The 22,183-nt window shown below is 63.1% G+C and carries 17 protein-coding genes; 12 read left to right on the forward strand and 5 right to left on the reverse strand.

The window, feature by feature from the left end:
- Positions 1-151: 151 nt before the first annotated feature.
- Together HALLA_RS11090 and HALLA_RS11095 are read left to right on the forward strand one after the other, a co-directional pair.
- Complete coding sequence (locus HALLA_RS11090) at positions 152-1,621, forward strand: globin-coupled sensor protein (protein ID WP_049953413.1); 1,470 nt, start codon at positions 152-154, stop codon at positions 1,619-1,621.
- Positions 1,622-1,742: 121 nt separating this feature from the next.
- Positions 1,743-3,392: a globin-coupled sensor protein gene (locus HALLA_RS11095; RefSeq protein WP_049953415.1), complete on the forward strand. Its 1,650-nt coding sequence runs from the start codon at positions 1,743-1,745 to the stop codon at positions 3,390-3,392.
- Between the two features lie 99 nt (positions 3,393-3,491).
- Here HALLA_RS11095 and HALLA_RS11100 read toward each other — a convergent pair whose 3' ends face one another.
- A complete protein-coding gene (locus HALLA_RS11100) occupies positions 3,492-5,024 on the reverse strand; it encodes an aldehyde dehydrogenase family protein (protein ID WP_049953416.1) in 1,533 nt (510 codons plus the stop codon).
- An 86-nt stretch (positions 5,025-5,110) separates the two neighbouring features.
- On the opposite strand from HALLA_RS11100, the gene HALLA_RS11105 reads away from it, so the two are divergent.
- The 7 genes from HALLA_RS11105 (at position 5,111) to HALLA_RS11135 (ending at position 15,114) form a co-directional block, all read left to right on the forward strand.
- Complete coding sequence (locus tag HALLA_RS11105) at positions 5,111-5,863, forward strand: helix-turn-helix domain-containing protein (RefSeq protein WP_049953418.1); 753 nt, start codon at positions 5,111-5,113, stop codon at positions 5,861-5,863.
- 110 nt (positions 5,864-5,973) lie between these two features.
- Entirely contained in the window at positions 5,974-6,945 is a 972-nt protein-coding gene (locus HALLA_RS11110) for a proline dehydrogenase family protein (RefSeq protein WP_049953419.1), read from the forward strand.
- Between the two features lie 129 nt (positions 6,946-7,074).
- Positions 7,075-8,124 (forward strand): RNA 3'-terminal phosphate cyclase, encoded by a 1,050-nt coding sequence (rtcA, locus tag HALLA_RS11115; RefSeq protein ID WP_049953420.1) that lies wholly within the window; start codon positions 7,075-7,077, stop codon positions 8,122-8,124.
- 116 nt (positions 8,125-8,240) lie between these two features.
- Positions 8,241-9,194, forward strand: a complete 954-nt coding sequence (gene kdgK1 / locus HALLA_RS11120) for a bifunctional 2-dehydro-3-deoxygluconokinase/2-dehydro-3-deoxygalactonokinase (protein ID WP_049954093.1) — start codon at positions 8,241-8,243, stop codon at positions 9,192-9,194.
- Between the two features lie 129 nt (positions 9,195-9,323).
- Positions 9,324-10,490 carry a hypothetical protein gene (locus tag HALLA_RS11125; protein ID WP_049953421.1) on the forward strand — a complete coding sequence of 389 codons (1,167 nt, stop codon included), beginning with the start codon at positions 9,324-9,326 and terminating at the stop codon, positions 10,488-10,490.
- A 474-nt stretch (positions 10,491-10,964) separates the two neighbouring features.
- Positions 10,965-12,500, forward strand: a complete 1,536-nt coding sequence (locus HALLA_RS11130) for a dihydrolipoyl dehydrogenase family protein (protein ID WP_049953422.1) — start codon at positions 10,965-10,967, stop codon at positions 12,498-12,500.
- Between the two features lie 121 nt (positions 12,501-12,621).
- On the forward strand, positions 12,622-15,114 hold the full coding sequence (locus HALLA_RS11135) for a S8 family serine peptidase (RefSeq protein WP_084568996.1): 2,493 nt from the start codon (positions 12,622-12,624) through the stop codon (positions 15,112-15,114).
- An 82-nt stretch (positions 15,115-15,196) separates the two neighbouring features.
- Here HALLA_RS11135 and HALLA_RS11140 read toward each other — a convergent pair whose 3' ends face one another.
- Positions 15,197-16,924 carry a methyl-accepting chemotaxis protein gene (locus HALLA_RS11140; protein ID WP_049953424.1) on the reverse strand — a complete coding sequence of 576 codons (1,728 nt, stop codon included), beginning with the start codon at positions 16,922-16,924 and terminating at the stop codon, positions 15,197-15,199.
- Positions 16,925-17,350: 426 nt separating this feature from the next.
- Here HALLA_RS11140 and HALLA_RS11145 point away from each other — a divergent pair, with 426 nt between their 5' ends.
- Both HALLA_RS11145 and HALLA_RS11150 read left to right on the forward strand, forming a co-directional pair.
- Positions 17,351-17,770, forward strand: coding sequence for a DoxX family protein (locus tag HALLA_RS11145; protein WP_049953425.1), 420 nt, complete (start codon positions 17,351-17,353; stop codon positions 17,768-17,770).
- Positions 17,771-17,950: 180 nt separating this feature from the next.
- Positions 17,951-18,577 carry a GNAT family N-acetyltransferase gene (locus HALLA_RS11150; RefSeq protein ID WP_084569035.1) on the forward strand — a complete coding sequence of 209 codons (627 nt, stop codon included), beginning with the start codon at positions 17,951-17,953 and terminating at the stop codon, positions 18,575-18,577.
- Between the two features lie 54 nt (positions 18,578-18,631).
- Here the strand turns inward: HALLA_RS11150 and HALLA_RS11155 are convergent, their stop codons facing one another.
- Together HALLA_RS11155 and HALLA_RS11160 are read right to left on the reverse strand one after the other, a co-directional pair.
- The gene (locus HALLA_RS11155; protein WP_049953427.1) at positions 18,632-19,927 is read right to left on the reverse strand and encodes an RNB domain-containing ribonuclease; all 1,296 of its coding nucleotides are present in this window, start codon (positions 19,925-19,927) and stop codon (positions 18,632-18,634) included.
- Positions 19,928-20,043: 116 nt separating this feature from the next.
- Positions 20,044-20,334, reverse strand: coding sequence for a DUF7562 family protein (locus HALLA_RS11160; RefSeq protein ID WP_049953428.1), 291 nt, complete (start codon positions 20,332-20,334; stop codon positions 20,044-20,046).
- Between the two features lie 243 nt (positions 20,335-20,577).
- Between HALLA_RS11160 and HALLA_RS11165 the strand changes: the two genes are divergently transcribed.
- A complete protein-coding gene (locus HALLA_RS11165) occupies positions 20,578-21,057 on the forward strand; it encodes an RNA-binding protein (protein ID WP_049953429.1) in 480 nt (159 codons plus the stop codon).
- 108 nt (positions 21,058-21,165) lie between these two features.
- On the opposite strand, the gene HALLA_RS11170 is transcribed toward HALLA_RS11165, so the two are convergent.
- Positions 21,166-22,131 carry a transcription initiation factor IIB gene (locus HALLA_RS11170; RefSeq protein WP_049953430.1) on the reverse strand — a complete coding sequence of 322 codons (966 nt, stop codon included), beginning with the start codon at positions 22,129-22,131 and terminating at the stop codon, positions 21,166-21,168.
- Positions 22,132-22,183 lie beyond the last annotated feature (52 nt).

Raw genomic sequence — 22,183 nt, forward strand, 5'->3', positions numbered from 1 at the left:
CGTCGCGAGGGCGAACTCTCGAGCGACCCGATTTTTCAGGATCCCAGTGGGGATTCTCAGAGCCCCATGTGCGAACGAGCACGGCGCTCGAGCGTGCTGGGGGCCAGTAAACCTAAACCCCGATAGTGAGCACGTATACTAACAACTACCCATGAACGAGGATCCATATCGAACGGACGGCGGGACTGCGACCGGGGTTGACCAACTCGATGAACTCGGCATCGACGGCCAGTCGCTGGCGTGGCGAAAGGAGTTCACGCGGTTCGACGAAACCGATCGAAAACGACTCGAGGAAATTTCGTCGGTTATCCGAGCGGAGTCCGACCGCATCGCTCAAACGATCGCCGATCACTCGATCGAGATGGGAACCATCGACTCGGCTGGCGCCGAGAACCTTCGACAGCAAACGGACGGCTACATAGACGAGATGGCGTCCGGGTCGTACGGCCAGCAGTATTACGAGAAGCGGGCGAAGGCCGGCGAGCGCTACGAGCAGATGGGAGTCGAGCCGAGTATCGTTATCGGAGCCTACACGGTACACACCGAGGCCCTGGCCGAAGGAATCGCAACCGACGTGCTCGAGGAGATGGGTGTCGCGAACGCAGATCCCGATACCGACGTTGCTGCAGGTACCGTTCAAGACGGTGTCGAGACGATGGTTCAGCGGATCGTCTCGATGGTCAAGTTACTGAACTTAGACCAGCAGGTCGCGGTCGATCAGTACGTCAAGTCCTACGCCGACCTCGAGGAGGACGCCAAGCGGCGGGAATCGATCGCCCAGCGAACCCAGGAGATGATCGCGGAACTCCGGAACGCGACCGAAGACGTCCAGAAAGCGACGAGCGAAATTGATTCGATGACGACGACCCAGTCGGAATCGATTTCGACGGTCACGAGCGAGGTTTCGACGGTCTCTGCGACCGTCGAGGAAGTCGCCTCGAACGCACAGGAGGTCAGTTCGACCAGCGACGAGAGCGCGGAGTTCGTCGAGGATTCCCTCGACAACGGCGAACAGGCGATAGAGAGCATGGAAAGCGTCGAGCAAGCGACCGAACAGGTCTCGGACGACGTCGAGGCCCTGCGAGAGGGGGTAGAAGAAATCGACGAGGTCGTCGAAGTCATCAACGACATCGCAGACCAGACGAACCTCCTGGCCGTAAACGCCTCCATCGAGGCGGCAGACAGCGGCCAGACGGGAGACCGGTTTGCGGTCGTCGCGAACGAAGTGAAGTCACTGGCTGAAAACTCGAAAGAGGAAGCGAAAAACATCGAACGGACGGTCACGCAGATCCAGCAGGATACCGAACACACCGCGACGAGCCTCGAGACGGCGATCGAAGAGCTCGACGAGAGCGTCCAGATGGTACAGGAGACGGTCGACAACCTCACTCGGATCGAGGACCTGGTGAGCGACACGTCCGAGGGCATCAATCAGGTTGCGGTGGCGACCGACGATCAGGCGGCGAGTATCGAGGAGGTCGCGAGCATGACAGAAGAGGCGAAGCGTCAAACTGAAGAAGTATCTTCGAAATCCGAGGATATCGCCGATGTTGCGGACGAGCAGTTCGAGCTGATGGACGATCTCGAGACCGAAGCAAAGCGGCTGACTGAAGACGGATAGAGCGAACATATTCGGGCTAGGTATTGCTCGTGTAGAACGATCAGTTCCACGGATAAAATCACATACGTCTGGAATAACAAGTGGATTTATATACGTAAAAGAGAATTACAAATTCGTTATTATGATCGGCGATGGGAGCGAGTACAAAATCTCTGAGGGGGATCGACGGAACGTTATCGGGTCGCAGCTAACTGACGAACTCGGTATCGACGCGGCGCGAATCGAGTGGCGAAAGGACTTCACGCGGTTCGATCGGGCGGATGCAGACCGCCTCGAGTCGATGTCGGAGTTGTTCGACACCATTGCAGACGGTCTCGTCGATGATTTCTATGCGGAGATGCAGTCTCACGAGGAGACGGTTGCGATACTGGACTCCTCGAGCAAGGAAGTCGAGAGCCTGAAACGGACTCAGGCGGAGTATCTCAAAGATCTTGGTCGCGGGAACTACGGGCAGGACTACTTCGACCGGCGAGCGAAAATCGGGAAGCTTCACGACATGCTCGATCTCGGACCGGAAATCTACCTGGGGGCGTACTCGATCTACTACGAAGGTATTCTCGACGCAATCGCACGTTCGGCCAAAGATCAGCCGGCGCTTTCCGGCGGTTCGGACGGTGCCGAAACGACAGCAGCGACGGAGTCGCCGACAGGCGCTGGCGCGACAGTATCAGGAACGGACGCAACCGCAGCAACTGACGCGTCCGCAGGTACCGGCGCGGCGGCAACGAAAACCCGAGAAGAGCCGCTTCTCACCGCCAGCGAAGCTCAGGAGGCGGTCGACGACGCCGTCGACGAGGTGGTCGATCGGACGCTCTCGGCGCTCAAACTCATCAACCTCGATCAGCAGATCGTGATGGACACCTACATCCACTCCTACGCGGATATCGAGGCGGAACTCGAGCGCCGAGAGCGCGTCACCGAAAGCGTCGAAGAAAACGTTTCGAAGCTTCGCGGCTCCGCAGACGACGCCGTCGAGCGGTCGAACGAAGTCGGCCAGCTCGCCGAAGAGCAGGTCGAGTCGATGTCCCAGGTGTCGGGCGAGATCTCGAGTCTCTCGGCGACGGTCGAGGAAATCGCCTCGAACGCCGAGGAGGTCAGTTCGACCAGCGAAACCGCGACGAATATCGCGGACAACGCCTCCGACACCGCCGGCGATGCACTCGAGAAGATGGAGAGCCTCGAGCGAGCCGCTGGAGAGGTCGCCGAAGATGTCGAGAATCTCCGCGAACGGGTCGACCGGATCGACGAGATCGTGAAGGTCATCAACACGATTGCCGATCAGACGAACTTGCTTGCGATCAACGCCTCGATCGAGGCCGCGACTGCGGGTGAGGCCGGTGACAGCTTCGCCGTCGTCGCCGACGAGGTCAAATCCCTCGCCGAGGAGTCCCAGGAGGAGGCAAAGAACATCGAGCAGATGATCGAGCAGATCAAAGCGGACACCGAAAATACCGTCGAGAGCATGAACCGAGCGGGGGCGGAAACCGACGATGCGGTCGATCTCGTCGAGGACGCCGTCGAGGACCTGAACCGGATCGAATCGTCGGTTCGAGAGGCGACGACCGGTATTCAAGAGGTCGCCGACGCGACTGACGATCAGGCTGCAAGCACCGAGGAAGTCGCCAGCATGACCGACTCCTCGATGGGGAAAGCCGAAGAGATCGCTGACGCCAGCAACGAGATCGCCGACGCAAACGAGTATCAGGCCGAACTCGCCAAGGAGATCGAAGCCGAGGTCGACGAGTTACGAGATAACGACCTCCAACGCTGAATTCCGGTCCCGATTATCGCGATTCAATCGTCATCGTCCCCCGAGACGGTGAGCGCCTGTATTTACTGTGGACAACTGTGTTCGACGTTGGCCGGTGGGTTAGTCGTCGGTCAGGATATCCGCGGAGAGTCCCTGAGCCATCTCGATTTCCTTCGAGTTGTTGAGCGTGAACGCGGTCCGTTCGGTGACGGCCTCGATGGCTTCTCGAGCGCTCGGATAGCCGTTGCCCGACTTCTTGACGCCGCCGAACGGAAGCTGGATCTCCGCGCCGATACACGGGAGGTTCGCGTACGCGAGGCCGATCTCGGCTTCGTCGCGAAACCGGTTGATCTTCCGGTAGTCTTCGCTGACGATCGCGCCCGCGAGGCCGTAGGGAGTGTCGTTGTGGATCTCGAGCGCCCGGTCGATGTCGCCGTCGTACTCGAGGAGGGCGACGTGGGGTCCGAAACACTCCTCTTGGAGACACCGCAGGTCGGAGTCGTACTCGAGTTCGTAGACGAACGGGCCGACCCAGTGGCCGGTTTCATGACCCTCGGGAATCTCCTCATCCCCGAGTTCGAAGCGGTCGACGAGCACCTCGGCCCCTTCCTTGCGGGCCAGTTCGTTGTGTTTCGCGATCTTTTCGACGTGCTGGGCCTCGATCGCGGGACCCATGAACGTCGATTCATCGAGCGGATCGCCGACGGAGATGCTCTCTGCGACCTCGACGAAACGGTCCTTGAACTCCTCGTAGACGTCGGTGTGGACGATCAGGCGCTCGGAAGAGACGCAGCGCTGACCGGTCGTCTTGAAACTGGACATGATTGCCGAGTGGATCGCGATGTCCATGTCGGCGTCTTCGGTGATGATGATCCCGTTTTTGCCGCCCATTTCGCAGGCCGCGAGTTTGCCGGGCTCGGCCCCGACCTTGCCGGCGATCTCGTGGCCGACTTCCGCGGAGCCGGTAAAGAGAACGGTGTCGACGCGCTCGTCGTCGGTGATGGCCGCACCGGCGTCGCCGAAGCCCTGCACCATGTTGAATACGCCGTCGGGGATGCCTGCGTCCTCGAACATTTCCGCGATGATCTGGCCGCACCACGGCGTCTGTTCGGCGGGCTTCCAGACGACCGTGTTGCCCTCGACCAGCGCGATAGCCATGTGCCAGAACGGGATCGCGACGGGGAAGTTCCAGGGAGTGATACAGCCGACGACGCCACGCGGTTTGCGGCGCATGTACGCATCCTTCGAGGCTATTTCGCTCGGAACGACGTCGCCGTGGGGATGGCGGGCGTTGGCCGCGGCCCACTCGACCATGTGATAGGCTTCGACGACATCGGCTCGCCCCTCCGAGATTTCCTTGCCGCACTCTTTCGTGACGATTTCGCCCAGTTCGTCCGTCCGATCGCGGAGTTCGTGGTAGATGTCCCAGAGGTACTCCGCGCGGTCGATATACGAGAGGGATCGCCACTCCTCGGTCGCGTCTTCAGCGGCCTCGAGCGCCCGGTCGACATCCGACTCGGTTCCACGGGCGAACGACGCGAGCCGTTCACCCGTCGCCGGGTTCTCGCTGTCGAACGTTTCCGCGCCGTCGCCGTCGGTCCACTCGCCTGCAATGTAGTGTTCGTACGTGTCGCCGGCAGATTGACTCGCCATACCCTGTTATCGGTCTCCGATCAGTAGTAAATGGCCCCTCCCATGGTCGGGACAAACGTATAAATATGTGCGTGATACTACCAGACATGGCAACCACAGAGACCGCAGACGAGTATCCGCCCGCCGGTGCGTGTCTCACCCTCGAGATCTGGCACCCGAACTGCTGGACGCTCGAGGTGACCGAGGCGACCGAGGCGAGTCTTCTGGCACACACCGTCTACAACGCGACCGACGGCCGGGTCAAGGGCCACTTTACCGCCTACGGCGACTCGCTCGCGGCGGTCACCGACCTGATCGACGCGACCCGGAGCTCGCCGTTGACCGATTCCGTCGTCGTGATGCAACGGAGATACGGGTTCGACGAAGCCGGATCCGTTCCGGGAAACGCCGCACGAGAGCTGTTCGTCGAGTACGATCCGACCAACACGATCAGCGACGCGCTCGCCTCGGAGGGGTTCATCCAAGAATCGGCGGTCCGAATCCGCAACGGCACCGAGTACTGGTCGGTGTTCGTCGGGGACACGGACCGCGATCGGCTCCACGATCGACTCGAGACCGTCCGCGAGAAGGGCTCAGCCGAGATCACGGTCGCGAAGATCACGACACACGACGCGTTCAACACCGAAACGCCGGGCCGCGTCGCGCTCCTCTCGACGCGCCAGCGCGACGTCTTCGAACTCGCGTGCGAACACAACTACTACGCCTGGCCCAGGGAGATCACGACGCGGGAGCTTGCAGAGAAGGCGGACGTGTCGAAGACGACGCTGCTCGAGCACCTCCGAAAGGCGGAAGCGAAACTGCTCGACCCGGCTATCGAAGAAGTTAGCCAGCCGCTGTGAACGGACGTTCGAACGCTCGAGACGATTCGAATCGTTATTTTCCCAAAAAACCTGGCGAAACGTTTGGTCGGTGTAGCGCTTAAGCGTTCTCAGTCGAGATACCAGTTTAGATGATACCACCGATCGCCAGTCGGTTCGTCGCCGGGGAGTCGCCAGCGAAGGCCATAGAGCACGTCCAGCAGCTCGACGACGACGAGGTCGGGGCGATCCTCAACCTGCTCGGCGAACACCACACGGACCCGGACGTGATCGCCGAGGACGTCGACGCCTACCGGTCGCTCGCCGACTCCATCGCGCGGACAACGTTCGACGCCTGTATCTCCGTCAAACCCTCGCAGATCGGCCTCGATATCGGACCCGAGGAGTTCGAGTCCAACCTCGAGCGGATCGTCTCGCACGCGGCCGACCGCGACGTTTTCGTCTGGGTCGATATGGAAGATCACACGACGACGGACGCGACGCTCGAGGCGTACGAACGGCTGGCTCGAGAGTACGCGCCGGACCGGAGCGCTCGAGCGGAGGAGGTGGCGGGTGCCGGAGCGACGGAAGCGACAGAAATCGGATCGACGAAAACGGCGGAAAGCGGATCGGGTACGGACGGAGTGATGGTCGAAGACGGAGCGGTCGGCGAAGGCGTCCTCGGACTCTGCCTGCAGGCGAACCTGAAACGCACGCGCGAGGATCTCGAGCGGTTGTCCGACGTTCCCGGCAAAGTTCGACTGGTCAAAGGGGCCTACGACGAGCCGAAATCCATCGCCTACAAAGAGAAAGAGCGGGTCGACGAGGCCTACCGGACGCTTCTCGAGGACGCCTTCGAGAACCGCGACGGCGGCATCGCGGTCGGGAGCCACGACCCCGCCATGATCGAGTACGCACGGGAGCTACACGAGGAGTACGGAACCCCCTACGAGGTCCAGATGCTGATGGGCGTTCGCGACGACGCCCAGCGCGACCTGGCGGCCGACGGCGTCACGGTCTATCAGTACGTTCCCTACGGCTCCCGCTGGCTGTCGTACTTCTATCGGCGCGTCCGCGAACGAAAGGAGAACCTGCTGTTTGCCGTCCGCGCGGTCCTTTCGTGAGCGGCAAGCGTTTCGTCTCGTCCGCGGCGATCATCTCGTGGGAGCCAGTAGGCAGTACGTTTCGTCGACGGTAAACGGCCTTCGACCGCGAACGATAGAGCAATCCACGTAGCCCTTGCAAGGTGAGACATGCGCGAACTCGACGGCGCGGACGCGGGCGGCCAGTTCGTTCGAACGGCGCTTTCGCTGGCGGCCCTCGAGAACGAACCGATCCGGATCGAGAACGTCCGCGGCGATCGCTCGACGCCGGGGATGCGACCCCAGCACCTCGCGGTCCTCGAGACGATGGAAGCGATCTGCGACGCCGAGGTCTCGGGTGCGGCGGTCGGCTCGGAGACGATCGAGTTCGAACCGAGACTCGAGTCCGACGGCGAGAAAGCAACCATTCCGGGCGGCAGCTACGCCGTCGGTATCGCTACTGCGGGGAGCATCACGCTCCTGTTCGACGCCGTCTTGCCGCTCGCGACGGCGCTCGAGGAACCCCTGTCACTCACCGTCACCGGCGGGACCGACGTGACCTGGTCGCCGCCGATCGAGTACGCGACGCATGTCAAATTCCCGGTGCTCCGGCGGTTCGGACTCGAGGTGTGCTGTGACGTTGACCGCCGCGGCTTCTATCCGGACGGCGGCGGGCGTGCGACGCTTCACCTGGCCCCGTCAAATATCGAGCCGATCGATCTCGAGATGCGGGGGAGCGTCGACGGCGTCCGGTGTTACTCGACCGAGTCCGCGTCGCTCGCGAACAGCGACGTGGCCGCTCGGCAGGCAACGGGGGCGCTCGAGCGGCTTTCGACCCGCTGCGACGATGCCGGCGGGCTCGAGGTTCGGACCCGACGGGAGACGACGGCGGCGAGCGACTGTCCCGGGTCGGCGGTCGTGCTCCGCCTCGAACACGCCGGCGGACTGGCGGGGTTCAGTTCGCTCGGCGAGCGAGGGAAGCCGGCCGAACGCGTGGGCGAGGACGCGGCCGACGCGGCGAACCGGTTTCTCGAGTCCGGGGCGGCCGTCGACCGGCACCTTGCGGACCAACTGCTCGTCTTTCTCGCGCTCGCGGGCGGAGCAGTCCGAACCTCGGCCGTCACCGATCACGTCGCGGCCAGTCTGGGGCTGCTCGATGAGTTCAGATACGAGTTCGATCGCGAACGGGCGGACGACTCCGTCCTCGTACGACGAGCGTAGGGAGAACTCAGCTCTGGAGTCCGCTCGAGAGATCAGTATCCCTTTTATCACGCCATCCGTTTTGCCAGCCATGACAGAGTTACGGCAGATGGCGAGCCCCCGTGGCGGTGAAACCCGTGAGTGATCTCGTTACCTTCGGCGAAACGATGCTGCGGCTTTCCCCGGCCGGAAACGAGCGGATCGAAACGGCGAGCGAGTTCGAGGTTCGCGCGGCGGGTGCAGAGAGCAACGTCGCGATCGCGGCAGAGCGGCTTGGAACCCCGTCGACGTGGCTCTCGAAGCTTCCGGACAACCCGCTGGGACGGCGCGTCGCCGGCGAACTCGAGCGCTACGGCATCGACGCCGACCCGGTCTGGACCCAGGAGGGCCGGCAGGGAACCTACTACCTCGAGCAGGCGGGCAAACCGCGCGGGACGAACGTCGTCTACGACCGGGCGAACGCGGCGGTCACGACCGCCGAATCCGAGGAGTTCGACCTCGAGGCGCTCCGAAACGCCGAGGTGTTTTTCACCTCGGGGATCACGCCCGCGCTTTCCTCGACGCTCGCGGAGACGACGGCGACGCTGCTCGAGACCGCGAGCCAAAGCGGGACGACGACGGCGTTCGACCTGAACTATCGGAACAAGCTCTGGAGTCCGGCCGAGGCGAGAGAGACGCTGACCGCGCTCTTCGATTCGATCGACGTGCTCGTCGTCGCCGCTCGAGACGCCCGACACGTGCTCGATCTCGAGGGCGACGCCGAGGAACTGGCGGCGACGCTCGGAACCGAGTACGGGTTCGAGACGGTCGTGCTCACCCGCGGCTCAGCGGGCGCGCTCGCCTGGCACGGCGGCGAGTACCACGAGCACGACGCCTACGAAACCGAGACCGTCGACCCGATCGGCACGGGCGACGCGTTTACGGGCGCGTTTCTCGCTCGCCGGATCGACGGCGACGACGTCTCGAGAGCGCTCGAGTACGCCGCGGCGACGGCCGCGCTCAAGCGAACGATTCCCGGCGACATCGCGGTCATCACGCCGGATGAAGTCGAATCGGTCATTGACGAGCAGACCTCGGATATTTCGCGATAAGCGACTGCAGCGTGCGTTTTCGAGTGCTTGGAGGGCCGAAGGCTCGAGTTTCGTGCGAGCGAATAGCAAACACAATTGGACGGTTTTGTCAGAAACTGCTTTAGGGTACCGTCGGAAGTCGAGACTGTCATGTACAGAATAACCGCGATCGCACTCGCAGCGTTGTTGATGACCGCGACGCTCCCAGCCGCCGCCATCGGCGGGGTTGCGGGCGCAGGCCCACAGGAATCGTCCCAATCGATGGCCGCCGATGGTGACGCCTACGCGGGAACGCACGTCGCGTTCGAGACGTCGAACACCGCGGTGACGAACTACAGCGTCGGCGGCGAGGCGGTGTTCGAGAACGTGAGCGTCGACTCCCAGAGCGACCACGAAAGCGAGACGGGAATCGGGAGCAGTTCGGGGCTCTCGGCGGTGACGAACGTCTCCGGACTCGGACTCACGATAGACGCACAAACGGAGACGCGAGTGAAAATCGCATCCGAGGGATCCGCGTCGATGAGCGCCCACGACACCGAACGGGGTATCCTCACCGTCGACGCCGGCAGCGAGTCCCAGTACGTCGAGGCGACGCTCGCCGAGGGAGCCAACGCGACGGCCGAGAGCGACGGCAACGCTGTCGTCGTCGAAAGCGAAAATCGTAGCGGAGCCTTCGTCATCGCCGGCGACGGCGAGGTCGACGTCAACGACGAAGGCGACGTGACGGCCGAACTCGGCAGTAACTCGACGCTCGTCTTCCGATCGTACGACGAGGGCGAGCGCGACGAGGCGGCCAAAGAGCAGGAACGGCTGATCGCAAACGGTACGGCGACGGCCGAGGTGTACGCCGACCACCGAGACGGCGAGCGGGTCGCCGACGTGGCTACCTACGGTGAGGATATCGCCGTCGAGACGAAGGCCGAAAGCGAGGAACGACTCGAGATGACCGCCGAGCGCGCCCAGAGGGAGGGAACGGTCATCATCGCGACGGTCTCCGAGACGGCGATCGACGGGGCCGAATCGGCCGACGACCTCGAGGTAACCGTCGACGGCGAGGCCGCCGCCGAGGCGTCCTCGTACAGCGAGCTCGAGGGTGCCATCGGCGGCGACCAGTCGCGGTACATGGTGACCCAGTCGGGCGAGGCCGACGCATCGGCTGACGTCCTCATCGCCGTCAACCACTTCTCGGAGCGAGACGTGGCGGTCCAGCCCGCGAGCGCCGACGGCGGTGCACTCGGCGACAGCGTGCCCGGCTTCGGCGTCGGCGTTTCGGTCGTCACGCTGGTGTCGGCCGCGGCCGCTCGAGTCCGCAGCTAATCGGCGCGACGAGTGAACGCGAACGCTGGCCGGATCTTCGTCAGCAGAGTGAGTTTATCCAGTTTTTCGCCATCAGCGTACTCTATTTGGCCGGGAGGACGACTCGAGCACCGCGAGAGCCGTTCGACCCGGGGAAGGGCAGGCTGACGGCTGGTCCTGGCGGATTGAAAGGGCGAAGCGGGCGCGGTTCGGAGCGAGTGAAGCGAGTGAGAACCGCGAATGCGAACGGGGAACGAGCGGGCTGAACAGCGTGAAGCCCGCGAACCAAGTGACCCGTGAGCGGTTTCGCGCTCGGATAGGGCCGACACAGCGACCGCGAAACCGCGGAGGGCTTTCTATTTGTTCACTCTTCCAGAGCAAGTTCTGGTGTCGCACTCAAAACCATGAGACCTGAGTCGCTCAACTATCACCTTCAACTATCACCTTCTGTACTAGCCGCGGAACGATTTTTTGTGTCGGCGCGAAAGTCGACGTATGGTACACGTCGCGATCATCGGTGGGTACGGCAGCGCGGGCGTCGCCGTCGCCGACGAACTGGTCGACCGGGCGGACGAAGACTCCGAACGCGACCTCGAGCTAACGCTGATCGACGACGGCGAGCCGGGCGGCGGCCTCTGCATTCTCAGGGGGTGTATGCCCTCGAAGGACGTTCTCTCGGCCGCACAGCACCGGTATCAGGTCAGACACGACGACCGACTCGAGGGGGTTCCCGAGGCCGTTCCCGAGCGCGTCGTCGCCCAGAAAGACGACCATATCTCCGGGTTCGCACAGCACCGCCGGGATCACGTCCACGAACTCGCCGAGCGCGAGAACGTCGAGTTCATCCACGACACCGCCGAATTCGTCGACGACCGCGTGCTCGAGGTCGGCGATCGAACCCTCGAGCCCGATTACGTCGTCATCGCGACGGGCTCGGCGGTCAACGTCCCCGACCTGCCCGGCATCGAGGACGTCCCGTTTTCGACCAGCGCGGACGTACTCGACGCCACCGAGTTCCCCGAGAGCGCGATCGTGATGGGCTTTGGCTACATCGGCCTCGAACTCGTCCCGTACCTCTCGGAGGTCGGCGGCGTCGATGTCACGGTCATCGAACACGACGAGCACCCCCTCGATGAGATGGAACCAGCATACGGCGAGACGATTCTCGAGCTCTACCGCGAGCACTTCGACGTGGAGATCCTCACGGAGACCGACGAGAAACGACTCGAGGCTATCGGATCGGGTGGCGATGCCGGCAGTACCGGCGATGAGGCGACAACCGCTGCCGACGCGACGGCGGCCGCGTCCGACGGCGTCCGCCTGCACGTCGACCGAGACGGCGTCGAAGAAACGCTCGAGGCCGAGGAGCTGTACCTCTTCACCGGTCGTCGCCCCAACGTGGACGGCCTGGGCCTCGAGAATACGGCGCTCGAGGTCGGAGAGGGGTGGGTCGGCTCGACGATGCAGGCTCGCGACGACGAGCGCGTGTTCGTAGTCGGCGACGTCAACGGGAGAGAGCCGATCTTACACGTCGCCAAAGAACAGGGGTTCGCGGCCGGACGAAACGTCTTGCGTCACGACCGCGGGCAGGATCTCGAGGCGTACGCGAACGTGCCCCACCACGTCATCTTCTCGGGGCTCGGCGTCTACCCATTCGCCCGGATCGGACACACGCCGGCGACGGCAGGCGAGAGCGACATGGACACCATCGTCGTCTCGAGCGATGCGTCCTCCGAGGGCGTGTTCAAGTCGAAGAATCACCCGGAGGGGCGCGCGACGCTCGTTGTCAACGCCGAGGACGGCTCGGTATTGGGCTATCAGGGCCTTCACCTCCACGCGGATGTGATGGCCAAGACGATGCAACTGGCCGTCGAGATGGCACTGGACGTTCGCGAAATTCCGAGTCGCGCCTACCACCCGACGACACCCGAAATCCTCGACAGTCTCCTGCGGGCGGCCGAGGCAGAACTCGAGGAGCGATCCGAGAACGGTGCCGCCGGACCGCCCGCGGATGCCGACCGCTCCGAATAGTGCTCGACCCCCACCCGCGGACATCGACCGCTCCGAGTAGCGGTCCTTCTTCGGACGCATCCTGTCGACTCGAGACGACGTAACCCCATTCTTAAGCGAGCGGACTGTCTCCACTTCGATAATGTCACGGTCAGTGAGGGGTGGGGATCGAGGCCGAGACCGGCTCTCGATCGCAGTCGTGGTAATCCTCGCGGTGTCGCTCGCGATCGCAAGCGGCCCCGCGGCCGTCGCCGGAACCAGCGCCGTTGTGGACGGCGGAAACGAGGGCTGGTCGTCCACTGTCTCGAACAGTCTTTCGTACACCTCGAGCGATCTCCCGAACGCCTCGAATACCTCGAGCGGTCTCCTAAACGCCTCGAGCGATCTGCCAGGGGGCCAGTCCCAGTGGGCCGACGCCACCACACCCACAACCGATTCGAACCGAACGGCGATCGATCCGGCACTCGAGAACGCGACCGGAACGCAGTCCGTAGTGTCGGTGGTCGTCGAGTTCGACGAGCCGTCGAACCGTTCGTTTGAGGCCGGGGCCACCGCACGGCAGGCGGCGACCGATTCGGTCCAGCGGCCGCTCGAGACCTACGCGAACCAGACCGACGGCGTCGGTTTCGAGCACGGGTTCTGGGTCACCAACGCCGCCGTGGTGACCGTGGATACGGAACAGATAGCACTCGCGGACACGGTGGACGAAATAGCCGAACTCGATCGCGTAGAACACGTTCGTCAGGAAGCGGCGGTTTCTATTCTGCAGGTCAGAGACGACCAGTCGACGGAATCCGACGCGGCCACGCTCGCATCGACGGCCAGCGACGACGCGTCGTACAACCTCGAGCAAACCAACGTCTCGGCGGTCTGGGACGGGTTCCGTACGACCGGCGAGAACGCGACGATCGCGGTCCTCGATTCCGGCGTCGATGACGGTCACCCCGACATCGACCTCGAGGGGTGGGCGGACTTCACGAGCGATCCGTCGGACGATCCGACCGTCTACGACGACCACGGCACGCTGGTCTCGGGCGTCGCGACCGGCGGCGACGAAAGCGGAGCACCGATCGGCGTCGCGCCGGACGCGAACCTGCTCCACGGCGCGGTCGTCGCGGACTGTGCGGACGGGACCTGCAGAACGTCCGAGTCGGCCGTTCTCGAGGGGATCGAGTGGGCCGTCGAGCAAGAGGCCGACGCCGTCAGCATCAGCCTCGGCTGGTACCGCTACAGCGAGTCGTTCATCAGCGCCGTCGAGCGCGCGAACGACGCCGGAACGGTCGTCGTCGGCGCGAGCGGCAATCAGGGAAACGGATCCTCGCTCACGCCGGGGAACGTCTACGACGCGCTGAGCGTGGGTGCAACGAACGAATCCCGGGGCGTCGCCCCGTTCTCGAGCGGCGAAACGATCGAGACCGACGACGCGTGGGGATGGGACGCGCCGGACGACTGGCCGGAGACGTACCACACGCCGGGGGTCGTCGCGCCGGGCGTCGGCATCGAGAGCACGGCCCCCGACGGAGCGTATCGCACGGCCAGCGGAACGAGCATCGCGGCCCCGCACGTCGCCGGGGTCGTCGCGCTCGTCCAATCGGTGACGACGGCAGATCTCGAGGCCGAGGAGATCGTCGACGCGCTCAGAGCAACCGCCAAAAAACCGGCCGAAGCGTGTTCGCTCGAGGACGACTGCGGGACGAATCCTGACACTCGCTACGGAAACGGCATCGTCGACGCGTACGCGGCGATCGACGCGCTCGGAACCCACGCCACCGTCGACGGAACGGTCACCGACCGGGTAACGGGCGAACCGATCCCCGACGCGGCGGTGGTACTGACCGCGGGCGACGGCGAGAGGTACGAAACGACGACGGACGCAGACGGCAGGTTCGACGTGACGGGACTCTCCGGCGCACAGAAATATACCGTCTCCGTCGACGCGGACGGCTACAATTCCGTCGCCGAGACGAGCGACGTACCCGCCGACGGGACGACGACGATCGACTCTGCGCTGGCCGGAACCGGAGCGGTCGACGTACTCCTGACCGACGACCACTTCGGCAGTGGGATCGAGGACGCGACGGTCGAACTCGTCGGCGATCGCGGAACGTACACCGCGACCCACGTCGAAAACGAAACGTACACCGCCGAGAACGTTCCGGCGCTGGGCGAGTACGAGCTGCGCATGGCCGCCGACGGATACGAACCCGAGAGCGCCACCGTCTCGCTCGAGACGGACGCCGAACCGATCGCCGAATCGTACGCGCTCGAGGGGAACGCGACCCTCGAGATCACCGCCGAGACGGACGATGGCGACCCCGTCGAGAACGCGTCGCTCTCGATCACACGTGAATCGGGGGCGTCGTTCGAACCCCCAGAACGGACCGCCGGGAACGGAACGCTCGCGGTGACGGTACCCGGAGCGGGTGACAGATACACGATCGAGGCCACGGAATCCGACGCAGGATCGGGATCCGCCGAGAGCGCGGCTCTCGAGAGCGGGGAACGTGCTTCCGTAACGGTCGTCCTCTCCGATCGCGTGCTTTCGACGCCCGGGTTCGGACTCGCCCCGGCGGCACTCGCAATATTCGTGCTCCTCGGGCGGATGGGGATGGAGTGGAACCGAAATCGTCGCTGACGATTCGGTGCGCCTCATTTCAGTACTCGACGGCTGTGTTGTCAGGACTCGACGGCTATGCCGTGGCTCCGACGGATACGTGCTATGTTGTGGCCGGATCCGTGCCAGTAGCAGTCGTCTCGAGATCGAATCGACCGAGGCGCGTCTCCATCTCGGCGGCCATCTCGTCGATCGATTCCGAGATATCGGCCATTCGGTCGATGGTTTCGGTCTGCTGGTCGATGTTCGTCGAGACGGCAGCCATCCGGTCGTCGATCTCGGCACTGCGCTCGGAGAGATCGGTTACGATGTCCTGGACGGCCTGTGCGTCTGCCGCCTGATCTTCGGCCGCTCGAGCGATGTTCTGAATCCCCTGATCCGTTTCCTGTACCGCGTCGTCTATCTCGTCTATATGTTCGACGATGCCGTCGACGGCCTCGGCGCTCGTCTCGACCGTGGTATTGGCCCGTTCGATCGTTTCGACGGTCTCATCGACGTCCGACTGGATGCCCTCGAGATCGCTCGAGATCGTCTCGGCGGTCTCTTTGGACTCGTCGGCGAGTCGCTTGATCTCCTGGGCGACGACCGCGAACCGGTCGCCGGACCCGTCCGCGCGCGCCGCTTCGATGTTGGCGTTGACCGCCAGCAGATTCGTCTGATCGGCGATGTCGCTGACGAGTTCCGCCATCTCCCCGATCATGCCCATCTGTTCTTGAAGCGTCTGGACCTGCGTCACCGTTTTTCCGGACGCCTCCATCGATTCGGTCATCCGCTCGAGCGCGGTTTCGGCCTCCGTCGACCCCCGGTCGGTTCGGTCGCTCGCCTCCGCGGCCCGCTGCTCGATGGTGCCCGCGTTCGCCGTGATCTCCTCGATCGCCGCGGAAAGATTCGAGACGTTTTCCTCGACGACGGCCGCCTGCTCGGCCTGTTCGCTCGTTTTCGAGTCCACGGCCTGGCTCGCCCGATCGATCTCGACGGTCGCGCTCGAGGTCTCCTCGGCCGCGTCGACGAGGTCATCGCTGATCTGGCTCAACTGTTCGGAGTTGTGTCGCACCTCCGCGAGCGCGTCGTGAATCGTCTCGATCGCGCTCGAGAGATCCGTTGCCATCGCCGAGAAGCGGTCGTACGCGTCCTGTACTTCCTCGGAGTCGCCGTCGGGCGCTGGAACCTCCGGCTCGATCGTGAAATCGCCGTCGCTGAGCCTGTCCATCCAGCCCTGGAACGATTCGACGACGTTCTGCTGGTAGGCCTGATACTGCTCTAGGGTCTCCTGGCGATTGATCGCCTCGACGCGTTCGGAAACGTCGCGGTTGATCTCGATCGCCCCGGTGAGTTCGCCGGCGGCGTCGAAAAGCGGGAAGAACGTTCGGCTAACGTGGATCGTCTCGCCGTCGACCTCGACGACGCCCTCTAAGTTCTGAATCGACTCCTCTGTCTCGAGGACCTCCTTCATGACGGAGTTATCGGCTTCCTCGAGGTCGAACAGGTTCTTCTCGAGCAGTTCGCCGGGAACGCGCCCGAAGAGGTCGCGACACGCCTCGTTCGAGTGGGTGAAGTTACCCTCGGCGTCGATGACGAAGATGGGATCAGTCGAGCCTTGCAGATAGCTTACGATGATCGACTCGGCGGTGGCCTCCCCGAACGGCGTTTCCGCGGAAACGCGCTCGACGTCACCGGCCGGGTCTACCAACGCTCCATCAATGTCATCCCAGTCGCCGGTGTGACCACCGGGATTAGCTGTGTCAGTCTCACTGGGTTCGGATCCCGTCGAAGAATCTGCCGGTTCTGCCGGGCCGGTAATCCCGACCAATCCTGCCAACAAATTGCGCATGGCAAGCGTTATGCAGACCCAATATTTAAATCAGATGGCGGATTTCCCCGGGAAATCAGACAGCACAGAGACACGACATCCACAGTTTCCCAAGTTATCGACGGGAAGAAAGCGGCGCGGATACGACGGAGCGCCCAGTGGCGAGATACCGCCTGCTCTGAGAATCGGTCGCTCATTCACCACTGGCGAAACATACGTAAATATACATGACCGAGACACCAGTTATATGGGAACGTCCCCTGTCGATCCCGCGTCCACTCCGTCGAATGCGATAGTAACACACGGGATACCAGATAACAATCACATCAGGGAGACTATATATCTGTCCGGTTCCGAACGTGGTAACGTGATGCAACTACGACGCAGCACAGCGGACAGTCGGATAGATTCGAACGAATCCCCCACCCAAGTGCAGGTGAGCAACTGATGGTACTCGAGAACTCCATCAGCGCGGAACTGCTGTTGGCCGGTCGGATCCTGTTCGGTCTCGTGATCGCGTTTACCGGGCTCAATCACTTCCTCGACGCGGAGAGCATGATCGGCTACGCCGAAGCGAAGGGCGTCCCGGCGGCGTCGCTCGCGATTCCTGTATCGGGTGCAGTGTTGCTCTTCGGCGGGTTGGGCATCGTGCTGGGCGTCTTCCCGGTGCTGGCCGCGGCGGTCCTCGTCGTGTTCTTCGTCGTCGTCACGCCGAAGATGCACGACTTCTGGAACGTCCCCGAGGACCAGAAGCAGGGCGAGATCAACAGCTTCCTCAAAAACGTCGGACTGCTCGGCGCGTCGCTCGTCTTTCTCGCGCTCGGCGTGTCCTCGTGGCCGTACGCGGTGAACCTCGGTCTCTTCTGAGCGTCGATCTCAGCTGATCGGCCGCTAAGACGAATCAGCAGCGCTCGAGTACTCCAAGCGATGGTGCCGACTCGAGAAGCACGGCCGCCGATCGAATTCGGCGAACGGCGTTTCGTCGCCGTCAACGCGTCACAGACCACCACAACTCGTTTATTAGTTGACGACATCAGTCGAGTCGACATGCCTCGAATTCGATCGGCGACGCTCGAGGACGTTCCGGCGATCCGGCGGATCGCGACCGAGAGTTGGCACGCGGTCTACGACGACATTCTGGGTCCCGAGACGGTCGACGCGCAGACCAACAAGTGGTACGCGGCCGAGGCCCTCGAGGAAAGCCTCGAGCGGGTAGCGAACCGAGACGTCGGCGCGTATCTGGTCGCCGAGCGCGAACCCAGTGTGAATCGCAAACCCGCCGACGCGACGGAGACGACGCCGACAGAGACCTCACCCGATCAGGAACCACCGGGGTCGGTCGTCGGGTTCGTCCAGGGGACTCCCGAACGAACCTCGAGTGAACCGACGCGATATTCACGGCGAGTCGCGGTCCTCACCCGGATCTACGTCGATCCCGACTCGTGGAACGGCGGCGTCGGTTCGACGCTGGTTGGGGCCCTCGAAGAATCCCTCGACGACTCGTTCGAAACGCTCCGGGTGCACGTTCTCGCCGGCAACGATGTCGGCATCTCGTTCTACGAATCGACCGGCTTCGAACGCGTCGAGACCCAGCGCAGCGATCTCGAGGAAAACATTGACGAGACGAGCATCGACGAACCGCTCGAGGAGCACGTCTACGAGAAAACGCTGTAGTCCCGACGAAGCGATGAAATCCGCAAGATGAGAGGGTGTCGACGCTGCCGGCGATTACAGCGTGTTTTCGGCGTCGCCGTCGACGACCTCGATGCCGCGATTGTTGACCGCCGTCGGATCGAGACCGACTTCCTGCAGGAACGTCTTGTACTCGCGTTCGCACTGTTCGGCGTCCTTTTGCTTGTCGCTGGCCCGATCACAGAGCGCGACGAGGTTCTCCGGCACGTCGTTCTGGTAGACGATCCAGTGGTTGATCAGGTCCGATAGCCGTCGGATGGGGCTCGTGAAGTGGCCGTAGATCTCGAAGTTCAGCGCGTGGTGCCCGCCGAAGGGGTCGTTCATGTATCGTGCGCGTGGCATGACTTTCATCACGGCCCACTGGATCTTATCGAGTTGGCGACCCGGCGCGTCCTCGAGCGTGGCATTGACCGCCATTCGCGGGTCGTCCCACTTGTCGCCGGGGATCGAAACGCCGTCTAAGTCCTGAATCTCCTGGAGCGCCTTCGACCACTCGTCGGGACTCGGTTGCGGGTGAACCCGATACATCGCCTCGACGCCGCGAGACCACATGAGTTCGTGCGTGACGGCCTTGTTCGCTTTCAGCATGCACTCCTCGATGATGGTGTGTGCACGGTCGCGAGCGGGGTTCAACACGAGCGAGCCGTCTTCCTTGCGGATCTCGTGCATCCGGTCGGCGAGTTCGTGCACCAGCGTGTTCTCCTCGTGCAGCGGTGCTTCGGGGTCCTCGAGTCGGTTCTCGGCCTGCGAGTAGGTGAGCCGTTCGTCGGATTCGATCACCGACTTGTAGATGTCGATCGTCTCGTAGGAGAGGTTCTCCTTGTCCAGATGCATCTCGACGGTGTGGGCGAATCGCTCCTCGTTCGGAACGAGCGAGCAGACCGATTCGGCCAGCACCGGCGGCAGCATGTGGATGGTGTATCCCGGCAGGTAAACCGTGTTCCCGCGTTCGACGGCCTCGTCCCACATCGCCGTCTCCGGGTTGACGTAGTGGGTGACGTCGGCGATGTGAACCCAGAGGACGTACTCCTCTTCGCGCTCTTCGACCGAAATCGCATCGTCGAAGTCCTGGGCGTCGATCGGATCGGTCGTCCAGGTCGTCAGATCGCGCAGATCCTGGCGGGCGTCGATCTCCTCGTCGATCTCACCCTGCACGTCTCGAGTCAGTTCCTCGGCCTCCTCGAGGACCGCCTGCGGGAACTCGTCGCGGATCTCGAACTTCTCGAATAACTCCTCGCGTTTGTTCTCGAGGTGACGGGCGAGATCCTCGGAAATCTCGACCGGACCCTGCCCTTCGGCCGTGCCTGCGTCGGCCTGTGTCTCGTCGCTCATACCGGTGCGTACGGACGTGTCCCTGAAAGCCGTGTCGGGACGACATCCCCGGCGCGTGAAACGCGTCTCGAATCCACACCCCTTTGCAAAACGAGTGTCGACCGCCCCCGCTTTACTCACCGCTCCTCGAGCGGGCCGTACCGATCCTCGACGGTCGCGACGTAGCGAGACAGAAACTCGAGTTGCGAGCACTCACCAGCGTCGATATCGACGAGCAACTCCTCGAGCTCGGTCCGGGCGTGATGACAGAGGTCGTCGTGACAGACGGTACAGAAGTATTCGAACTCCTTGCCGTCGCGCTCCCAGCGGTTCCCGTACTTGTCGTACTCTCGAGCCGTCTCGCGGTCGGTGCACGTGCCGCACGCGACGCACGTGACGGTCTCGGGATCGGTTCTGGCGGGCCACATACAAACTGGATTGGAGTGAGAATACTTAGCGATTGCCACACCCGTCGGCGACGACGAGTGTCTCGTCGGCCGAGCACATCGATGGTCGCACACGGGAGTCATCAGCGCGTGCCGTGAACGCCTGCGTACAGCAGGAACCGCTTCGTATACGACAGAAACAACTCTGCGTACACGGACCCATCACCGCGAGCGCCCGACCCCGAGAACGGTCGTTTTATACGCGAACCGCCCGTTCGCACGAGCATGGAGGTCAAATCTCGACACCATCTCCGCAGCGACGTCGTCTCCGATCTCGAGACGACGCTTGCCAACCAGCTCGGCGTCGAACTCGACGGCGACGCCTACGAACGCGTCGAGTTCGAAACGGTCGACTGGGAGGTCATCCTCGTCGACGGCGAACCGCAGATCGCGTACTTCGACGACGAGCCGTTTCTCACCGTCCGCGGCGCGAACGCACACGAACCGGAGAAGCGACTCGTCACTGTCGATTCCGGAGCGATCTCCTTCGTCAGCGACGGTGCGGACGTCATGCGTCCCGGCATTACGGAGGCAACGGGCGACATCGCCGAGGGCGACCTCGTCGTCATCGCCGAAGAGTCTCACGGGAAAATCCTCGCCGTCGGTCGGGCCCGCGTCGACGGCACGCAGATGGTCGGCGACGAAGGGAAAGTCGTCGACTCGCTACACCACGTCGGCGACGACCTCTACGAATTCGCGGGATAGGTTTCAGACGGCAGAATGCGGTTCTGAGCGGGTCCGATTCTCATCACGGTTCGATCGTCCACGACTCGCTGATCGTTCACGGCTCCCCGATTATTCACGACTCGCAGGTTACTGGTGGATTCCCATCGCTTCGATCTGTTCTTGATACCGATTCCGGATCGTCACTTCGGTGACCTGCGCGACGTCCGCGACCTCGCGCTGGGTCTTCTTTTCGTTACACAGCAGCGAACTGGCGTAGATCGCCGCGGCGGCGTAGCCGGTCGGCGATTTACCAGAGAGGAGTCCCTTCTCGGTCGTCGTGTCGATGATCTCGTTTGCCTTGCCCTGCACTTCCTCGGATAGCTCGAGTTCGGAGCAAAACCGCGGCACGTACTTTTTCGGATTGACCGGTTCCATTTTGAGCGAGAGTTCCTGTGCGACGTAGCGATAGGTCCGACCAATCTCCTTGCGGTCGACGCGGGAAACCGCGGCGACTTCCTCGAGCGAGCGGGGAATTCCTTCCATTCGACAGGCTGCGTACAGCGTGCTGGTTGCGACGCCTTCGATCGAGCGCCCGCGAATGAGGTTCTCGTCGAGCGCCCGTCGGTACATCACGCAGGCGACTTCCCTGACCGAACGCGGGATTGCGAGCGCGGAGGCCATCCGATCAGTTTCCGAGAGCGCGAACTGCAGGTTTCTCTCGCCGGCGTCTTTGGTCCGGATGCGTTCTTGCCACTTGCGGAGTCGCCGCATCTGACTGCGCTTGTCCGCAGAAAGCGAGCGCCCGTAGGCGTCCTGATCCTTCCAGTCGATAGACGTCGTCAGCCCCTTGTCGTGCATCGTCTTCGTCGTCGGCGCGCCGACGCGGGACTTGTTCTGTCGTTCCGAGTGGTTGAACGCCCGCCACTCGGGGCCGTGATCGATGTTCGTCTCCTCGGCGATCAACCCGCAGTGATCGCAGACGAGTTCCCCCTGATCGTCGCTGTTGACGAGTGTTCCGGTCTCACATTCGGCACACACCCGTTCACCATCCGACTTCTGGTCTTCCTGCTCCGTTACGGTGTCACGCTCGCGTTGACGGGTGGGACTTTCCATTTCATCTTGATACTCGCCTCCCGATGCCTTAACACCTCGCCACCGCGAGACC

This window comes from Halostagnicola larsenii XH-48 (assembly GCF_000517625.1).
Classification (GTDB): domain Archaea; phylum Halobacteriota; class Halobacteria; order Halobacteriales; family Natrialbaceae; genus Halostagnicola; species Halostagnicola larsenii.

Excerpts from the sequence above, each read along its gene's own strand:
- HALLA_RS11090 (WP_049953413.1), top strand. The coding sequence starts at position 152 with ATGAACGAGGATCCATATCGAACGGACGGCGGGACTGCGACCGGGGTT.
- HALLA_RS11095 (WP_049953415.1), top strand. The coding sequence starts at position 1,743 with ATGATCGGCGATGGGAGCGAGTACAAAATCTCTGAGGGGGATCGACGG.
- HALLA_RS11100 (WP_049953416.1), bottom strand. The coding sequence starts at position 5,024 with ATGGCGAGTCAATCTGCCGGCGACACGTACGAACACTACATTGCAGGC.
- HALLA_RS11105 (WP_049953418.1), top strand. The coding sequence starts at position 5,111 with ATGGCAACCACAGAGACCGCAGACGAGTATCCGCCCGCCGGTGCGTGT.
- HALLA_RS11110 (WP_049953419.1), top strand. The coding sequence starts at position 5,974 with ATGATACCACCGATCGCCAGTCGGTTCGTCGCCGGGGAGTCGCCAGCG.
- rtcA (WP_049953420.1), top strand. The coding sequence starts at position 7,075 with ATGCGCGAACTCGACGGCGCGGACGCGGGCGGCCAGTTCGTTCGAACG.
- HALLA_RS11125 (WP_049953421.1), top strand. The coding sequence starts at position 9,324 with ATGTACAGAATAACCGCGATCGCACTCGCAGCGTTGTTGATGACCGCG.
- HALLA_RS11130 (WP_049953422.1), top strand. The coding sequence starts at position 10,965 with ATGGTACACGTCGCGATCATCGGTGGGTACGGCAGCGCGGGCGTCGCC.
- HALLA_RS11135 (WP_084568996.1), top strand. The coding sequence starts at position 12,622 with ATGTCACGGTCAGTGAGGGGTGGGGATCGAGGCCGAGACCGGCTCTCG.
- HALLA_RS11140 (WP_049953424.1), bottom strand. The coding sequence starts at position 16,924 with ATGCGCAATTTGTTGGCAGGATTGGTCGGGATTACCGGCCCGGCAGAA.
- HALLA_RS11145 (WP_049953425.1), top strand. The coding sequence starts at position 17,351 with ATGGTACTCGAGAACTCCATCAGCGCGGAACTGCTGTTGGCCGGTCGG.
- HALLA_RS11150 (WP_084569035.1), top strand. The coding sequence starts at position 17,951 with ATGCCTCGAATTCGATCGGCGACGCTCGAGGACGTTCCGGCGATCCGG.
- HALLA_RS11155 (WP_049953427.1), bottom strand. The coding sequence starts at position 19,927 with ATGAGCGACGAGACACAGGCCGACGCAGGCACGGCCGAAGGGCAGGGT.
- HALLA_RS11160 (WP_049953428.1), bottom strand. The coding sequence starts at position 20,334 with ATGTGGCCCGCCAGAACCGATCCCGAGACCGTCACGTGCGTCGCGTGC.
- HALLA_RS11165 (WP_049953429.1), top strand. The coding sequence starts at position 20,578 with ATGGAGGTCAAATCTCGACACCATCTCCGCAGCGACGTCGTCTCCGAT.
- HALLA_RS11170 (WP_049953430.1), bottom strand. The coding sequence starts at position 22,131 with ATGGAAAGTCCCACCCGTCAACGCGAGCGTGACACCGTAACGGAGCAG.